The sequence below is a fragment of the Methylotuvimicrobium buryatense genome (assembly GCF_005931095.1).
Lineage (GTDB): Bacteria > Pseudomonadota > Gammaproteobacteria > Methylococcales > Methylomonadaceae > Methylotuvimicrobium > Methylotuvimicrobium buryatense.
On the sequence record NZ_CP035467.1, the window covers coordinates 4,779,299 to 4,796,524 of the forward strand.

The window sequence follows — 17,226 nt, forward strand, 5'->3', positions numbered from 1 at the left end:
TCTATGTCTGCTGAACCCTGTACCTATGTCATTTTCGGAGCAACCGGCAATCTATCCCGAATTAAACTGATGCCGGCACTCTATCATTTGGAACTCGAAAACAAACTGCCGGAAGGCAGTCGTATTATCGGCATCGGCCGAAGGCCTTGGGATCAAAAAAAATGGCTAGAAGAGATCCGAGAGATGATCGGCACGAAGGTCAGTGAAGGTATCGATGAGGCCGTATTCGCACGGTTCAGCGAACGGCTTTCCTACCATCGAGGCAATCTCGATGAAGCTGAATGCTATAGAGGTCTGGCAGTTACCTTGAGCAAGAATGAGGATTTTCCCAAAAACATCGCATTTTATCTCGCGATCAGTCCTGAGGATTTCGGTAATGTCATCGAGTCGCTTAGCAAAGTCGAATTGTTGAATCAAGAATACGGCTGGAAACGCGTTATCATCGAAAAGCCTTTCGGTTACGACCTGGACAGCGCGCAATCGTTGCAAAAACGGATCGGACGCTTTTTAAGCGAAGAACAGATCTACCGTATCGATCATTATCTAGGCAAAGGCATGGTGCAGAATGTATTGGTATTCCGCTTCGCGAATGTCATGCTAGAGCCGCTGTGGAACCGCAACTACATAGACCATGTTCAGATTACCCATGCCGAAGATATCGGTATCGACACGCGCGGCGGCTATTACGATGGGGCAGGAGCTTTGCGCGACATGCTGCAAAGCCATTTACTACAACTGATGACACTGGTTGCGATGGAACCGCCCGCGTCGATGGAAGCGGAATCCTTGCGCGACGAGAAGGTCAAGGTCTTAAAATCGATTCGCTCAATTCCCAAATCGGCAGTACACGCGCATGCCTATCGCGGCCAATACGCCAAAGGCACGATCGGCAAGGAAAAGGTAAAGGGTTATTTGGAGGAAGAGAACATTCCGCCCAATAGCATTACAGAAACCTATGCTGCCGTGAAATTATTCATCGATAACTGGCGCTGGCGGGGCGTGCCGTTTTATCTACAGACCGGTAAACGACTGGCCAAAGGGCAATCGGTCGTCTCGATTTGCTTTCGTCATCCGCCGCTGCAGTTTTTTCGCGATACGCATGTGCAATGCATGAATCCGAATTGGGTGCTGTTGAGCATTCAACCCGAAGAACGCATTCGCATGGAAATGACCGTCAAAGAACCGGGCCTGGAAATGCGCACACGGACCAGCAGCCTGGATGCCGGTTTTCGAAACAGCGATGAAAAAGCGATCGACGCCTATGAAGATTTATTGCTCGATGTCATGAAAGGTGACAGCTCGTTGTTCCTGCGCTTCGATGAAGTCGAATATGCTTGGCGCATCGTCGACCCGATTCTGCAAACCTGGGCCGTAGAGCGCGACTTCATCCCGACTTATCCGGCCGGCAGTTGGGGCCCCGCCGAAAGCCGCCGTTTGTTCGAAAAAGAAGATCAATTCTGGCGTACCTCGTTGACGCCGGAGTGGTGCCAATAGCGATCAAATCCTCTTTCGAAATATCAACGCCGAACGAAAACAAAGCCTTTTACACCTCGAACGGCGCCAATCACTGCTCACAAAAGCGTAAACGACTGGCATAATTTACCATCCTGGCGTACAAGTTTTTTAACCGCTTGATCCCAAGGCGTATATTGCTTAATCTGCCCGCTATGACTCTTTTCCGTTCATGGCTTTTTTGGCTGGCGTTGCCGGCAAGTTTGTTGGCGGTTTTCATGCTTGGTATAACGCTATTGCTTGCCAATCTCGATCGTCCAAGTTTTAAAACCTGGCTAAACCGGCAATTGGCCTTGCCGCACGGCATCGCGATCGACTATCGAAATATGGATTTGGCACCGCTAAGCGGCCGCCTACAAATCGACGGTTTAAAAATCAGCGCGCCTGAAATTCATCGTCGCCATACACCTTTATTGCTAGACCTCGGCCGTCTCAGCGCGCACTGGTCTTACCGATCGCTACTCAGCCGTAAATTTACGTTGCGCGAATTCAAGATAGATGAACTTGCTATCCATACGGTCTTACAAGAAGAAGGCTTATCGACTCTGGATTTATTTCGTGACGATGCACCGGACGACGACCCTGAACAACCACTATCCCATACCTTGCAGTTGGCCGATCTGCCCATGGCGGTGTTGGTCGAGCATGCTCGATTCAACAGTTTAAGTCTCTCGCAAACCGAGCTAGACTCTCGCGGCGACTTGATCGGCCGGCAACGGCTCGACGGCATCGATATCAATGCGACCGCCTACTTGATTCCTGGCGATGTTTCGGCGCGCATACAGATAGACTCGGCCGAACGCTCAGAAGGCTTGCAATTAAGCGATTACCAAACCGAGACGCAACAAACCCGCAGCATGGACCTGGGCTTCGCATCGAATCTGACTATCGACGCCAGCCGCAATGTTCGATTAAGCGTGCAAAGCAATTTGCTCCGGCAAACTTTCGATAGCGGCTTGGCGATTGGCGGCAGCATTATCGATATCGATGCCCAAGCCCTTTTCGATAACGAGGCGCACGACACCAAACTGAACTTGACCAAGCTGCAACTGCTGGATACGGCGGCGCAGGCCGAACTGATCGCGAACTGGCCGGATAATGCGCCGCTACCGCTGTTGCAAACCGGCTCAGGCAGTATACACGTCGATCCGTTGCTGGCGGCCTGGCCTGCATTAATTCCGGACACCGATGTCGAATCGATGCGTCTGAATTACCGCATCGAAAGCATTGCCGGCAACGATCAAGCCATAAAACTCAGCGTCGACGGTGAAGCCGAATCGATCAAGTCTGATCAAAATGGACAAAAACTCGACTTAAAGAATCTATCGTTGCAACTGAACGGCGCTATCGACTGGCCCGAACGAGCGGATTTTCAACTTAGCATTCCGATCGGCAAAGTCTCTTACCTGGATGCGGCCGCAAGCGAACTGGAATTGCAGCGCGCGTTACTAACCGTTAATGCCGAGAATTTCCCGATGCGCCTGGACCGACCTTTTTCTGCAGGGGGCGTATTGAATGTCTCGGCGCTTAAGTTCAACTCTGAGCAAACACCAATTGAACAAACGAATTTACAATGGACGCTGGCTATTTTCGAACCGAACGAAGCGCAATCCTTGCCCTCTCATGCCGAATTAACCCTAACTGGCACTGTGGACGAATTAACGCTCGATGCCAACGCCACGCTAGAAGATGCGAACCTGAATACTGCTATCAATGCTCAAACCGACGCACTTGGCGCTTTAGTTCGGAAGCTACCGGTGAATATGGAGCAACTGGCTAACGTAAACCTCGAAAAAACGGCCGCTGAGGCACAGCTTCAAGGCCGCTATCGAAATATCGACCAGCCCCAGGCGATCTCGCTGGACCATGAACTCTCGGCGACGGTAAAAAATATTGCAGTTCACGATTCCGAATTAACGGCCGAGTTTCCCGTCGTGCAACTGCATGCCAAGCATCATGGCGGCGAAAACCGGCATAGCCTCGATTTGAATTTAACTTCGCAGCAGACCCGCCTGAATGACGTCCTGCTCGAACAAGACCCCGTATCCAGTCTAAGTGCTGAATTCGCCCCCACAAAATCGACGGCGCGCATGACAATGGCTATAGGCTCGCAACTGTCCGCCGCAGCGACCGCCGAATTCGAATCAAGCTCCGCCATCCTTAGACACAACGGCAATTTAGAACTGAAACAACCGGCCATGCTGGCAAAATGGCTACCGGAGGCGCATGCGGTCGATTGGCAAACTTTCTCGGCAAAGCTCACGCAGCGAGGAACAATCGCAGGTTTGCTCGAAGCCAATACCGACACCGGAATGCCGGTTTTGACATCCGGCTTTGCAGATAAATTACTAGCCAGCCAGCAAATCGACCTCAATCTCAATAATATTGCCTACCGCGATAACGAATTATCGATTCGAGCGCCGGTGCTCAAATTAGCGTTAAACGGCCGGCAACGCGGCCGTAAGATTCAAGCCGGCGTCAATATAGCCGCACCGTCTCTATCGATCAACGAGCGGAACGAAGTGATCGAGTTAACCGAAATGACTCATCAATTGGACATCACGGGCGATTCGCGATTGGCCGGCGGCGATATCGAAATTCGCATAGACGGCAGCCTAAAGAACGCCGAACAAAGTTATTTTCCGCTATACCCGATCCGCGACTTGAGCCTAAGCGGCCGGGCGCATTCCAGTCGCCTGGAATCTTTCGTGTTGGACGACCTGACCCTGAATAACCGGGGCGGCGGTACCCGGCTTAGTTTAAACAAAACGCTGAACCGAGTCGGCGTCGTCGATAGCGGCGGAATACAGCAATCATCATGGCGGGAACTAAACCTGAACGGAGAAATAACGCAATCTTTGGCGGAACTCGATACCGCCCCTGAATTGTTTCAAGGTCGAGGCGCCTTAAGCGCACCGATTACGATCAACTCCAGCGACGGCACATTGTTCAATATCAAAGCCACCTTGAACTTGAACGATGTCAACGCGGCACTACCCGATCAGGAGCTCCACGTCGACGGACTAAACGGCCGCGTGCAACTGTCCGAAACTATCGAATGGGACGCCGAAAACGGCTTTTCGCTCGTTCACGATTCCGAGCGCAACCACTTCGCTCGTATTCGTTATCAAGATGTCCAACCGTTCCTTAGCAACCAAAGTTTCTTCAAAATCGGCCGGATACGCTGGAAAAATCTGGAAGCGGCGCCGATCATCGGAAGCCTGCACATTCAGAACAACGTATTTTCACTCAATAAGCTCAAACTCAAAAAGGGCGCCGGCACGATTTCGGGGCAACTGATCGTCGATTATTTTCCCGGCGCCGAACGATTCAAGTTTCGCGGCAATGCCACCGGTTTAAGAATCGGTGAGAGCCGGGAAAGAATCGACGGCAACATGGCCTTCGTGTTTTTACCAGCCAAACTTGAAATCGACGGGCGACTGCAAATTTTGCGTCTGAGCCGGCAACACTTGGTCGAATTACTGGACCTGCTAGACCCTTTTCGCGAAGATCCGGCGCTCAATAAGCTGCGTCTACCCTTGGCCTTCGGTTATCCGAATTTTGTCAGAATGGAGATGGCGCAAGGGCTGGCCTCGATGAAAGTCGATCTCGGCGGCATCGGCGGTGCATTGATCGATATCGAAGAAATCCGCGGTATCCCATTAGGCCCCTTCATGAGCCGCCATGTCGCGCCGCTCTTGCAATTAAATGAGTAGATGGGGTTTCGAATCAAGAAAAATAAGGCCTGCGATTGGAGTGATTATTCATAAGAATTCTTGATTATGGACCTTACCCTATAGCATTTCGGTCCACCAACGGAGCAAACAGCATGAACAAAGCTAATCGATTCAACTTAGTCCGCCTGCTGCTTATCCCGATATTTCTGTTTGTTGCAAGCGCCGCGGCCATTGAAAAACCAGACATCATGCAGGCCAAAGTTTTCGATCCGTCGATCGATGTCACGGAATATTGGGTCAGCGAAAAGCTTGATGGGGTCCGGGCGCGCTGGGACGGAAAACAACTGATTTCTAAAAACGGCCACCTACTCCATGCGCCAGACTGGTTCATCGAAGACTTTCCCGATGTAACGCTGGATGGTGAACTATGGTTGGCAAGAGGTCAATATCAGCAGACCGTTTCAATCGTCAGTCGCAAGGCTCCTCATTCCGGCTGGGAGAAAATAAAACTGATGGTCTTTGACCTGCCTGACAATCCGAAACCCTTTTCAGAACGGGTCGCCGCAATGCGTCAAATGGCACAGCGACGGCATACGCCGTATCTGAATTTCATTAAGCAATTCCGAGTCGTATCCCCCGACGAATTAAAACAGAAACTGGATCAAGTCGTGGCCGAAGGCGGCGAAGGCCTCATGCTGCATCATCAAGACAGTCTTTACCAGCATGGCCGCAGCAATCGGTTGCTTAAATTAAAACCTTACGACGATGCGGAAGCGGTCGTGATCGGTTATCGTCCCGGCAAAGGACAATTTGTCGGCAAGATGGGCTCTCTTAAAGTCCGAGCCGAAAACGGTAAGGAATTTTACATCGGCACCGGATTCAGCCAGCGGGAAAGAGAAGACCCGCCGCCTCTGGGCAGCCTTATTAGCTTTCGTCATCAAGGCTACACCGATAAGGGCATTCCTCGTTTTGCCGTATTCATCAGAATACGCGATGAACCTTGAGTTCTGTCAGCCTGCTCACTTTCGCGCCTAGGGCTCGCTCCCATAGGCGCCAACTTAAGGGAAAAGCGGGTCATTCCGCCAGGGATGGCAATGCGTAGCGTCACATCCATGTAATCCAAGAATCAAAAAAATATTGAATTTCAAATTAGAAAAAGGAGGTCTGAATGTCAAATGTAAGGCCAACCTTCCGCTCTGTGGGATATCGGTGACTCTGATCTGCTTATATTGTGGGGAACAGCACCTGCATCTTCGCCATCATTGCCGGACTCAGTTGTTTGAGTAGTTCGGCATTATACGACCCCGTCGGCATCGGCCGAATGCTCGGATCCATAACGACCTTGCCATCCACGCGAGCTTCGTTTTGGGTGGCTGGATCGACAAGGTAGTTAGACCTGTTATCCGCTTGATATATCGACTCAGTGTTGACAATCTGCTGCGCTGCGACAACATACTTGCGGGAGGTCCATGCAGGCGTTCCTTCTTTGGCTGCCGGATCAACGTTGGTCGTGACGATGGAAATCGTATAGTCGCTGTTGAGCTTGATATCAAACATACGCAATTGCTGCGGGAAATCATGCAGTGATGAGGTTTCCACCTGCCAGAAACCTTTTTCAGGAGCGTCGACCGGATCAGGTGATTCAAATGCCTTAACGGCATTCACATGACGATGACCGGCAATCCACATCAGCAGATTGGGATGGCTGTGAAGTTCTTCAAGCAATTCGGGCAGGTCTACCGCATTTTGCGGCTCATCGGGGTTGGCGGAATTATCAAACCATTCCATATAGGTACCTGCTTTTTGAACGCCAATGGGTATGTGAGCCGCAATGATCATGAGTTGATCCTGATCATCACCCTCCGCAAGCTCCGCTTTAAGCCATTGCCAGCGGGCTTCGTCAAGAAAACCATGCCCATGGATGCTGGTGGATTGGTCGTCCTCCCTCTGGGTGTTATCCAGAACAATCACCTTGATGGGTATATTTACTTTTGGCACGAAGCTGTAACAGGCAAAGCCGGCTTCCTGTCCTGTGGGAACCAGACTAAAGCCATGACCAACCGGTTCGGTCGAGGTGTTAAAAAACTCTTTAACCCACTGCATCTTGGTCAGTGAATAGCGGTCTGAGTCGGCGACGACTTTGGGGGGCGCGCTGAAGTTTTCAACTTGACCATACTTTACGATCTCCCCGTTCGGGGTAGCACCATCAATGACGCCCATATAGTACAGTGTCTCTTCAGGGGTTTTATAGCTATATATGTCGTTAGCGCGGCAAAGCGCATTTGACATGGCAATGACTTCGTCGCTGGTGCAAGATTCCCGCAAGCTCGGGTCATCCCCGTATTTACCGTCCGGCGGGATGGAGCCAAGCCAGAAATGATCGTGATTGCCGATGGCTTGATACCAGGGAATCGACGGGTCGAGCCCTGCGGCTTTGAAAGGTTTCTGATAGTCGATGTCATCGGCGCCCTCATGAGCACCGGAACTGGGTTTGATAACCTTGCCGTCAATGACATCAATATACCATCTCAACTCGTTGTACTGCGTGCTGTTGCAGGCATCCCCCAATGAGATGCCGAAGTCGATGGGCTGATTTTGGTGCAGGGCGTTTACCGTCTGGATCGCCGCGTCTAGCACATGGGGTGTGTACATCATGACAGGCGAATAAACTGACGTAACACCTGCCTCAAAACCACATTGATTCAGTTGCTGCATATAGATCAACTGGGAAGGCGATTCTTTATCCGTGATATGGATGTCGCTGATACTGAAAAATCTTAACAGTGTTGTAGGATGATTGCTTTCCGGAGGGTTATAGACTCCCATGATATCGAAGCGTTGTTCGCAAACTAGCGCTTCGCCATAACTCCAGACACCATATCCATTTTGATCGTATTCTGAAATCCGGTTGAGATATTCAGGCAAAATAGCCCCTGATGTTGGCTCGGGCTTGATGGTTCTATCGAGGGTAGTATAAACATCGGAATCAATCGGGTAACTCGCGACCTTGGCAAACCCGCTGTCATGGGTGACGCATCCAAGCATCCATGAACTCAAAGAAAAGCATGTGACGCTGCCAGCGGTAACTTTTATAAAGTCACGGCGCGATATGCCGCTGCCCGGCATTGAGTTTTCCCTACTTTTAAGATCGTCGTTTATCATTGGTTTCTCCTTTTATGTGCACCAGGCTTAAATGCAAAATACCGTCAGTGCCGGCTTCGGAAAATTCACCTACATTATGGAATCAAGTACGAGCCAAGATTCGTTTGAAGCACTATAGCATTCGTACCGAACAGGCCTAAACCAAGTGGATTAAACGCTTTATTTTGCATGTTGGCAAGCGCCATCCATGTGACCTAAGCACTAGCGAGGTGGAACAGTTTTCGACGCATCTGCCGGTCAACGGCAAAGCGGCGCCTTCTCTACCTTGGCAGGACGGGATTTGTAATCCCGTCCTCAACGTTTCGACCGTGGCCCAAGCAAATCGAAACGTTCGGGGCGGGCTGGAAAATCGGCCCAGAGCAAGAACCCTTCATCCGATTATCGCTCGATAAGCCATTTGGAAAATACCGTCACAACCCCGCATTCTTTAACAAATCCGCCATCCCATTCAGCCCGTCGATCCCTTGTATGTCGGTTGCCTGTAGCGGAATCGAATATCTCGGTAGATCGTCGAAGTCTTGGTCTATTTGCTGCAGGTGTATTTTTTCTTGCCGGCGGCGTTGAGCTAAAAAATCGCCGCCGGCCTCTTCCGGCAATATACGGTTGACGACCAAGCCGGCTATAGGCAGCCGTTCTTGCTGCAAGGTTTTTACGGTGCGGGCGGTTTCGAGAATCGGCAATTTTTCGGGCGTCAAGACAAACAGCAAGGCCGTTTGCTCTTTGTCTTGAAATAGTTCGCGGGTTCGCAACAACAAGCGCTGCCGGGTCAACAGCGTTTCAGCGATGGCCTTGGTGCGTGCATCCATGTCTGCCGTGGCATGTTCTTTTGGATCGGACAACGGATTATCGATGCTGCGCCCGGCTTTAGGCGTTAAGTGCTCGAGAACTTCAGCCAATTTTTCCGAACGTCGATTGGCGTTCAGCAAGCCCTGGGTCCAGGCCGCGATGGCCTCGGGCAGACTTAATAAACGCAAGGTATGGCCGGTCGGCGCCGTATCGAAAATCGTCAGATCGTAGTCCTTGAGACCCAGTTTCAGGGTGTTGGCAATCCGCTCTAGCATCGCGGCTTCTTGCGCGCCCGGCGATTGACGGGTCAAGCGCATTTGTTTTTCGATCGCACCGTACATTTCCGGTCGGGCAAACTGCTTCAACTGGACGCTCACTCGCTCTAGGTGCTGTTCCACTTCGCGGTCGGGGTCCAGTTCCAGTCCGTCTATGTTGGCCGTCAGTCGGGTTATGTTGTCGCCGATTCGGCAGCCGAATGCATCGGCCAGGCTATGCGCCGGGTCGGTCGAAACCAGCAGCACTTTTTTTCCGCGCCGGGCGGCGAGTAAGGCCAGCGCCGAGGACACCGTGGTTTTTCCCACACCGCCCTTGCCGCCGACTAACAGAATACGCTTATCGGTTAGGTGACTCATTGCGTCAACAGCATTTGATATGGTCCAGCGGCGAGTGCTCCATGCCCATTCGCCGATGCCAGTCGTGAAAACGTTCCAGCAGGATGGGCTGCAATTCCAGTGTGTAATAACTGACAGGATTGGGCACGCCCATCATTTCGCTAAACACCAGCAACATGAAAAGATCGTCCTGCTCACGGCGGGCGCGGGCGATAGCCGCCCGATAGGGGGCGTTATAGAACTCTTCGGCGTAATAATCGGCCTGCTTGAACAGGGTTTTTAGATCGCTCAATTTCATGGGTTAACGGCCTCGGCTTTATTGGCTTTGATTTGCTTGCCGAGTACCCAGCTCGATTCCAGCGAAATCAGGATGGCGGCAATCAATACCACGATGTCGAGCGACAACAGGAACCAGTCTTGTTGGTCGTAAAAGCTTTTCAGCTGAATTAGCAAGCCCAGCGTGGTCATGATCAGCAGAAACAGCAGCGGCGCCAAGGTATACCACATCGGCCGGCCGCGTTTTACCAACATCACCGTAATCACCAAGAGCGTGAATCCGGCCAGCAATTGATTGGTTGTGCCGAACAATGGCCATATCAAGAGCCCCCCGCTACCGTCGCCGCCGACGCCGAAGGCCAGCAGCAAACACGAACCGACCGCCAATAGTGTCGCTTGAAGCGGTTTTTGCAGCCAGCCGATCCGGTAAATCACGCCCCATTCTTGAAAGATATAGCGCTGCAAACGCAAGCTAGTATCCATCGTGGTGCCGGCAAACAAGACGACCATCACCGTCAAAAGTGTTTCCGCCAAGACGCTATCCAACCCAAGACCTTGCTGGAGAATATTGCCGCCGCCTTGGATGAAAGCGCCGACGCCGCCTTGCCCGAAGCTGTGATAGATCGCCTGCCAGTCGCCCAAGGTAGCGAAGCCCGCGGTCGTCGCTATGATGGCCGACAATGCCAACGAACCTTCGCCGACCGCGCCGAAATAACCGACGAAACGCAAATCAGGCTCTTTATCCAATTGCTTGGACGTCGTGCCGCTCGACACCAAGCCATGAAAGCCGGAAATGGCGCCGCAGGCAATGGTCACGAATAAAATCGGAATGATCGACGGCGTGCCTTCCGGCAAATCGGTGTTGAAAGCTGGAGCGACAATCTCGGGGCCTGCAGCCAATACTGCACCGTAAAACAAAATCAGTCCGATGAACAGTTGAATGCCGTTGATGTAATCTCTCGGTTGCAGCAACACCCATACCGGCAATAACGAAGCGATCGCCGCATAAGCGAACAGGATGATGATCCAGCTTTGGTTGGCGTTTAAACCGGCCACTTGCTCGGGCAATGAAACCGGCAATTCGGCACCGACATAAATCATCGCATACAGTGCAATGACGCCTAACAGTGTTACGCTCATCAAGCCGATGGAGCGGCGATAAATCAGTTGGCCGATGATCAGCGCCACAACGATAGCTCCCCAGACCGGTATCGTCGCGCTGGGAAAGCTAATCAATTGGCTGGCAATGACGACTGCGAACACCGCATTCACCATCAGCAGCAACAAAAAAATCACGATCATGAAACAACTGCGGGCGCGTTTACCGATAATGTCGCCGGTCAATGAGCCGATCGATTTGGCTTGATTGCGGTTACTGGCCCAGATGCCGCCGGCGTCATGCACGCCGGCAAAGAAGATGGTGCCTAAAACAACCCAAACGAAAGCCGGTACCCAGCCCCAAATTACGGCGATAGCGGGACCGATGATCGGCGCGGCGCCAGCCACCGAGGTAAAATGATGCCCCCAAAGTACATATTTGTTGGTCGGCACGTAATCGATACCGTCGTTCAATTCATGGGCCGGGGTCAGAAACATGGGATCGACTTTAAAGATTTTTTCGCAAATAAATTTTGCGTAGACAAAATAACCCAGCGCCATGGCAGCCAAGCCTATTAACATCAAATAAATTGCATTCATTCAGCCGACTCTTGAGAGAAAAGTGTCCTAGATTATCAAAATCCGGCCGATTATACCCCTCGAGGATCAAAATTATGCCCCGGGCATTGCCGAAATTTGACGTGAACAAGGTATATATACCTTTCGCACTTCAAATTTGGGCAGTGCCTGAGGAGGCGTCAGGGTGTGCGGCAAAGGCTTTGCCAGCATGGAGCTGGCATAGAGCCTACAGGGATGTATTCACGGCGTCCTTTGACGGACACCCTGGTGCCGAATTTTGATCTGCGATGGGTATAACAAAATAGCAGCCTGTTTATGTAGACGGTATGATGAACATCAATATACGTCCTGATTAGCAAGATGCTTCAGCTTGCCGAAGCCAAGTGTCCGAGCAGGGGCCAGTCGTAGTCGCAAAAACTAAAATATGCTATTACCCAAGCTCCAGCTTGGGTAATCTGTTCAGGAAGCTCTAGCTTCCCGACAATCAAGAAAGATTGAACGAGCGAGTCGGGGTTGATTGAGAATGTGCGAAGGTTGTGTCGGTCTCAGGAAGCTGGAGCTTGGGAAAGAGCGTGATGTGGGTTGGCCGTTTTAGCTTGACGTGCATGGATTGCGACCCCATCCTGCTAAGGATATGCTGATCTTTGGGCTTTAGCTGAAGAAACTTGCTAATCAGGATATATACTTCGCGCGGCCACATTTGCGGCTTTCTGGCGCGCTCTTTTGTCCGATAGCGGCGTTACCTACATGGATGTAGGTAAGGGGCGTGAGCAGGAGCGGAAGCTTTGCGAAAACAGTTACATAGCTTGCTATGCGCCTGTTTTCGCGTCTTGCTACCGAACAAAATAGCATTGCCATAAAATCCGCAAACATGGCCGCGCGAAGTATACGTTGCCGATTCGGTTGAAAGTTTTGCGAAATCAGGAAACTTTTTGCATGCTAATGTTATCCATTTAATCAATCATGACCGTTCGATTTACAATATTTTCAATATCATTCGCGCTGGCGCTATCCCTTGCCGCTTGTATCAGTGCGCCCGATGTCGTGCTGCTGGACCGCAAAACCATTCTTGAAGAACAAGCGGCCGGCGAATTGCTAACGCTTGCGAATGCTTTGCGCGAATCGGCGATCGTGCCGCAAGCCGTCCCTTATACGCGTGGCCAACTGGAAGCCGCCGGCACTGACTTGTCCCATGACGCACTGGGCCGTTTGGTGCAACTTCAGCAAATACCGTTGAGCGAAATCGACTATTTGGATAATTTACTGGTCGGGCGCTGTATCGGTGAGGCGCGTAGCGGTTTGTTGATTGAAACGCCGGCGACTTGCACAGGCCCGGCCGCCACGGTACGCACCAGCGCAGCCGTGCAGCGAGTCAACCGCAGCCGTAAACAACTTTGGCGCTATCTTCAAGAACACAATCCCGAAAGCAGCTCGGTGCAGATAAGAGACATCTGGCGCCAGCGCCATTTGCAAGCCTTGGTTTGCGGCGGGCAAGTTCAACAAGACAGCGGCGAATGGGATATCAAACAATGCGAATAAGCATTCTTTCCGTCAAGGACTGGGGCGTAAATAACTTCCCTATTTCAGGGCATAGGTATCTACACAAGTTTTCAGCTCTATAAAACAATTAGTTAAGTTAATTCTTCTGTGATCTAGGATAAATAAGTAGATTAAAAACCTCAATTTTTAGTCCCTATCTTCATAATAAACCAGAAGAAACTTTATAACAGCATGATTTTAAATGATAAAGATGTGTAGATACTTATGATTTCAGGGAGGGTTCGGTTACTCGATTGGCTGGTGTCGGCGGCAGGGCAGATTTTTTCTCCTCGGCAATTGCTCCTGCATTGCCCTAATACACGCCACCCATGGCGTAATGCAAAATCTGCATTCATGCCATCCTCGGCAATCAGTCGCCGCCGTCAAGCACGGACGTATTCACGGAGTCCTGTCAAGCGAGTGACCGAACCCTCAACAACGCTCATAGTTCCAGGACGTTATTTATCACGAAATCCTAACAGGCTGCAGACATGTCTATGGAGTCTGCTCGCCTCCGGATTGCTGAGCAATGTTGCAATCGGCGCGAATCCGCCCAAGGATCGACTAGAAACGATGGTCGGCCTAACCGCCGGGCGCTACGACCATTTCCAAGGTCAACTTGCCGACGACGGAGAAACCCTTTCCTTTGTAAGCAACGCCAACACTACCACCGAGATTCATCGGCAAAGCCTATTGCGCAATGCGCCGACCTTGGTATTCGATGATAATGCCGACACGAGCCAACCACGCTTGAGCCCGGACGGGCAAAGCTTATTGTATATTTCTTATCAGGAAGACGCCTCCGGCGATGCCTGCATATATCATTTCAAACAGCGCGATCGCCGTTGCTTAACCGATGAAAACACCGAAGTGCTGCACGTTTTTTGGTTTCCGGACAGCCTGCACATTGGCGCGCTGACCCGAACCGGATTATTGGATACGCATGAACTTCGTAAATATTCCGTCGGTCAAAGGCGCGGCGACACGGGCGAATTATTATTAAGCCGCAATATAGCCGCTCCCACCGTATCGCCGGACGGGCGTTGGTTGGTTTATGTTCCACTCGAACAAGGGACATCCGGGCAATTCAGTTTCATGATGCGCGCCTCGTCCGGATTTGTCCTGCATCCGTTGATTTCCGGTCTATCCCCTCGGCTGTTTCGCCCAGATATGCCGGGATCGACGGGTTTTCCTACCTTTTCGCCGGACGGACAATATTTGTACTTTACCCAATTTCTCAATGACACTAATTTCGACGGCGTAATCGACGGCGGCGATAACGGTATCTTGTTTCGCGCGCGATTCGACGGCGATGCCGTAAGCCCGATACGGCGGGGCTCTTACGAGCAATTGACCAGCGGGCGAAGAAATTGCCAATATCCGTCCCCGGCACGAGATAAGTTGATCGCGACCTGTTTGCGCGCCGGTTATTTACAAATCTATAGCCTGCCCTTGAGCGGCTTAGTCCCGCCCGATTGGACGCGGCAACGTATTGAAGAAGAGCTTTTAGTCACCCGCGATCCTTGGGAACGTTTGCTCTTGCTCAAAAGGCTGTTGCCGGATACTGAAGACCAAGCCAAGCGTATCGCAATTTACCGCCGGATTATTCTGGAGCACTTAAGCCTGCATGAATACGAATCGACCGAATATCATTTGCGCTTGCTGCAAGATTTAGACGATGCCGATGCTTGGCTAGCCGATTGGACTGAGGTCTTGTTGGAATTGACGGCTTACCGCCGTGATGAACAGCGTCTCCCGCATGGCAAGCTTAATGCCGCCTTCATTCAGGCTCAGCAAGAGCGACTGGATAGACTGTCTCGTTGGCAAGGCGCTCGACATAGCACCGTGCATCGTTTGGCGGCGATGGCGCGCCTTGAGATACTCGATGTGCTAGGCGATAAAAAACAAGCCTTAGCGCTTTCTGATGCATTGGACTTGGCCGGCGAAAAGGATACTTTCAGTTTGCATCTGATCGCCATGCAACAACAAAAATTTTTACGTCTCTTGGATGAGCGCGAACGCTTGCTTCGAATGTTCCGGCAACTGGCCGAACATTCCGCCTTTTCCGAACGCGAACGTCTGCGTTATGCCGATGCTTACAAACGCAGCTTGTTACAAGGCCTTGCGCGTCGCGAACAACGGCAATCGCTGGCAAAACGTCTCGAAACGGTCGAACCCGATTCGCCGCTGGGCTTCATGCTTTCCATCGAATCGCATTTGCTGGCAACCGATGCCGCTAGTCAAGCCATCACTCAGGATCACTTGACTTCGCTTTTTCAAGAGACCGGCTCTTTCGAACGGCGGCGCGCTTTGATCATGAGCGCAATCGATCATGCCGCGTACAACGATTATCAACAATTATTGTACACAATGGGCTTACTCTGGCTCGACACGGTACCAGTCGGCCATCCCGAGCGGAAACACGCCGAGGCGATCTTTGCCGATATCGTGCTGGAAAAAGCCTATGCCGAAATGGCCGGCGGACATCCGACTGAGGCCGCCGAGTTATTTCATGAGATCACCGAAACTACGACATCGTTGGAAGCGCATGAAGGCTATATTGAGGCGAGCCTTCGAAGCGGAAAATTCAGCGAGCAATTGCTGGCCGCCTATAAAACCCGTTATTCCGATCGGTCGAAAGCGCCGGAATGGGCTTTCGTGCAGGCTTATCTCAGGGGGCAGCGACTCAACGCGATCACCGACTTGGAGAAACACCGCACGGAGGTCGACCGCGATATGGCTTTACTTCTTCCGGCCTTGCAAGTCTTGCCTCGTAGCCCTGAAATTCATCATTTGTACGCCTATCTGGCGCACCGCGAATTTCATCGCAGCCACGATCATGAGATGGCGATGATCGCACATACTCATTATCATTTGGCCTTGGACTTGGCACCGCGCAATCCGCGCCGAAAAGCCAGCGTGCTGCATGAATTAGGTCTGCTGCAAGCCGCCTTGGGCAATCATCATATTGCGCTACGCCACTTTCAGGAACGCGCTCGCTTGCCGTTTACCCGGCCTCGCCAAGAGTTGTCTTTCCGTTTGGATAAGGCACGCAGTCATTATTTCAGAGGCCGCTACAGAACCTCGAAAAGCGAGATCGAAAGCGCGCAGACGCTAATCGATGACCATCGCGACAAACTCGCCGAATTCAGGGCTTTAGTCATCGATAGAGGCGCTTTTTATCATTATGTCGGAGGCGACTATGAACAGGCCGAAAATCTTTATCGCGCTTTGTTACCCGAAATTGCCGGGGAAAACCTTGCCGAACGCTTAAAAGCACATTTAGGCCTCGGGGCGTCGCTGCTAAAAACGTCGCAATACGAACCCGCCATCGCGGAATTAAGTCATGCCTGGGCGCTACTCGATAGCGATGAGCCGATGCGACGAAATGAAACTCGCGCCGGACGGCTCGATAAAGACGATTACCGCCATATCGTCGCCGGTCTTTTGGCGCATGCCCAGCGCGGCGCCGGCAATTTCGATGCCGCCTTCGATGCGATGCGGGAGCGGCGTCGATGGCTCTTGAAGCGTTTTGAGGAATATGAGCAGGAAACCTATCTTCAAGAAGCGGCAAGCGCCAGTCATCATCTCGCCGTCTTATCGGTAATGCAAGGTAGGCTGGGTGCGGCTATCCGTCATATCGAGGAAGGTTTGTCCGATGCCGATACCTGGCGAGCTCACGCCGGCGCCCCAATGGATTCGGTAACGTTGGCCCTGCTGCAAACGGCCGCGGAACTCTGTATTTTTGCCGGCGTATCGCCCGGCCAATTTTCAATCGATATACCGGCAAGGCTCAATCAAGCCTTTGAGATTATAATCCGGGAATCGAATCCCAAATGGTTGCCGACGCGCCGCCTTTTTGCCGATTATTTAGCGGTTTTCGATCTGGATGGATTCAAGACTCTTAAATAGCTTTACCGGTGTTAGGGAAACAGCGAAGACAATGTGAGCAACACACCCATTGTGGGAGCGATCCCCTGATCGCG

10 protein-coding genes are annotated in these 17,226 nt (G+C 51.7%); 6 read left to right on the plus strand and 4 right to left on the minus strand.

Annotated features, from left to right (window positions below):
- Positions 1 to 3 precede the first annotated feature (3 nt).
- The 3 genes from zwf to EQU24_RS21230 all read left to right on the plus strand — a co-directional run bounded on the left by zwf (position 4) and on the right by EQU24_RS21230 (position 6,193).
- A complete protein-coding gene (gene zwf / locus EQU24_RS21220) occupies positions 4 to 1,494 on the plus strand; it encodes a glucose-6-phosphate dehydrogenase (RefSeq protein WP_017841635.1) in 1,491 nt (496 codons plus the stop codon).
- Between the two features lie 173 nt (positions 1,495 to 1,667).
- Positions 1,668 to 5,228, plus strand: coding sequence for a translocation/assembly module TamB domain-containing protein (locus EQU24_RS21225; RefSeq protein ID WP_017841634.1), 3,561 nt, complete (start codon positions 1,668 to 1,670; stop codon positions 5,226 to 5,228).
- Between the two features lie 113 nt (positions 5,229 to 5,341).
- A complete protein-coding gene (locus EQU24_RS21230) occupies positions 5,342 to 6,193 on the plus strand; it encodes a DNA ligase (protein ID WP_017841633.1) in 852 nt (283 codons plus the stop codon).
- Positions 6,194 to 6,413: 220 nt separating this feature from the next.
- On the opposite strand, the gene EQU24_RS21235 is transcribed toward EQU24_RS21230, so the two are convergent.
- On the minus strand, positions 6,414 to 8,351 hold the full coding sequence (locus EQU24_RS21235) for a TIGR03768 family metallophosphoesterase (RefSeq protein ID WP_017841632.1): 1,938 nt from the start codon (positions 8,349 to 8,351) through the stop codon (positions 6,414 to 6,416).
- A gap of 149 nt (positions 8,352 to 8,500) precedes the next feature.
- Between EQU24_RS21235 and EQU24_RS23395 the strand changes: the two genes are divergently transcribed.
- Positions 8,501 to 8,743, plus strand: coding sequence for a hypothetical protein (locus EQU24_RS23395; RefSeq protein ID WP_328285803.1), 243 nt, complete (start codon positions 8,501 to 8,503; stop codon positions 8,741 to 8,743).
- Positions 8,744 to 8,761: 18 nt separating this feature from the next.
- Here the strand turns inward: EQU24_RS23395 and EQU24_RS21245 are convergent, their stop codons facing one another.
- Genes EQU24_RS21245 through EQU24_RS21255 form a run of 3 tightly spaced genes read right to left on the minus strand, consistent with a single transcriptional unit; the run spans position 8,762 to position 11,722 of the window.
- Positions 8,762 to 9,769, minus strand: coding sequence for an ArsA family ATPase (locus EQU24_RS21245; protein WP_017841630.1), 1,008 nt, complete (start codon positions 9,767 to 9,769; stop codon positions 8,762 to 8,764).
- Positions 9,770 to 9,773: 4 nt separating this feature from the next.
- Complete coding sequence (locus tag EQU24_RS21250) at positions 9,774 to 10,046, minus strand: cory-CC-star protein (RefSeq protein ID WP_014150268.1); 273 nt, start codon at positions 10,044 to 10,046, stop codon at positions 9,774 to 9,776.
- Positions 10,043 to 11,722 (minus strand): carbon starvation CstA family protein, encoded by a 1,680-nt coding sequence (locus tag EQU24_RS21255; protein ID WP_017841629.1) that lies wholly within the window; start codon positions 11,720 to 11,722, stop codon positions 10,043 to 10,045. The genes EQU24_RS21250 and EQU24_RS21255 overlap by 4 nt, the downstream gene beginning before the upstream one ends.
- Before the next feature lie 942 nt (positions 11,723 to 12,664).
- On the opposite strand from EQU24_RS21255, the gene EQU24_RS21275 reads away from it, so the two are divergent.
- Together EQU24_RS21275 and EQU24_RS21280 are read left to right on the plus strand one after the other, a co-directional pair.
- On the plus strand, positions 12,665 to 13,240 hold the full coding sequence (locus EQU24_RS21275; protein WP_014150265.1) for a DUF1318 domain-containing protein: 576 nt from the start codon (positions 12,665 to 12,667) through the stop codon (positions 13,238 to 13,240).
- Positions 13,241 to 13,660: 420 nt separating this feature from the next.
- The gene (locus tag EQU24_RS21280) at positions 13,661 to 17,152 is read left to right on the plus strand and encodes a PD40 domain-containing protein (protein WP_175421715.1); all 3,492 of its coding nucleotides are present in this window, start codon (positions 13,661 to 13,663) and stop codon (positions 17,150 to 17,152) included.
- The last annotated feature ends 74 nt before the right edge of the window (positions 17,153 to 17,226 follow it).

Bases quoted from the DNA above. Each gene is read 5' to 3' on its own strand.
- zwf (WP_017841635.1), top strand. From the start codon at position 4: ATGTCTGCTGAACCCTGTACCTATGTCATTTTCGGAGCAACCGGCAAT.
- EQU24_RS21225 (WP_017841634.1), top strand. From the start codon at position 1,668: ATGACTCTTTTCCGTTCATGGCTTTTTTGGCTGGCGTTGCCGGCAAGT.
- EQU24_RS21230 (WP_017841633.1), top strand. From the start codon at position 5,342: ATGAACAAAGCTAATCGATTCAACTTAGTCCGCCTGCTGCTTATCCCG.
- EQU24_RS21235 (WP_017841632.1), bottom strand. From the start codon at position 8,351: ATGATAAACGACGATCTTAAAAGTAGGGAAAACTCAATGCCGGGCAGC.
- EQU24_RS21245 (WP_017841630.1), bottom strand. From the start codon at position 9,769: ATGAGTCACCTAACCGATAAGCGTATTCTGTTAGTCGGCGGCAAGGGC.
- EQU24_RS21250 (WP_014150268.1), bottom strand. From the start codon at position 10,046: ATGAAATTGAGCGATCTAAAAACCCTGTTCAAGCAGGCCGATTATTAC.
- EQU24_RS21255 (WP_017841629.1), bottom strand. From the start codon at position 11,722: ATGAATGCAATTTATTTGATGTTAATAGGCTTGGCTGCCATGGCGCTG.
- EQU24_RS21275 (WP_014150265.1), top strand. From the start codon at position 12,665: ATGACCGTTCGATTTACAATATTTTCAATATCATTCGCGCTGGCGCTA.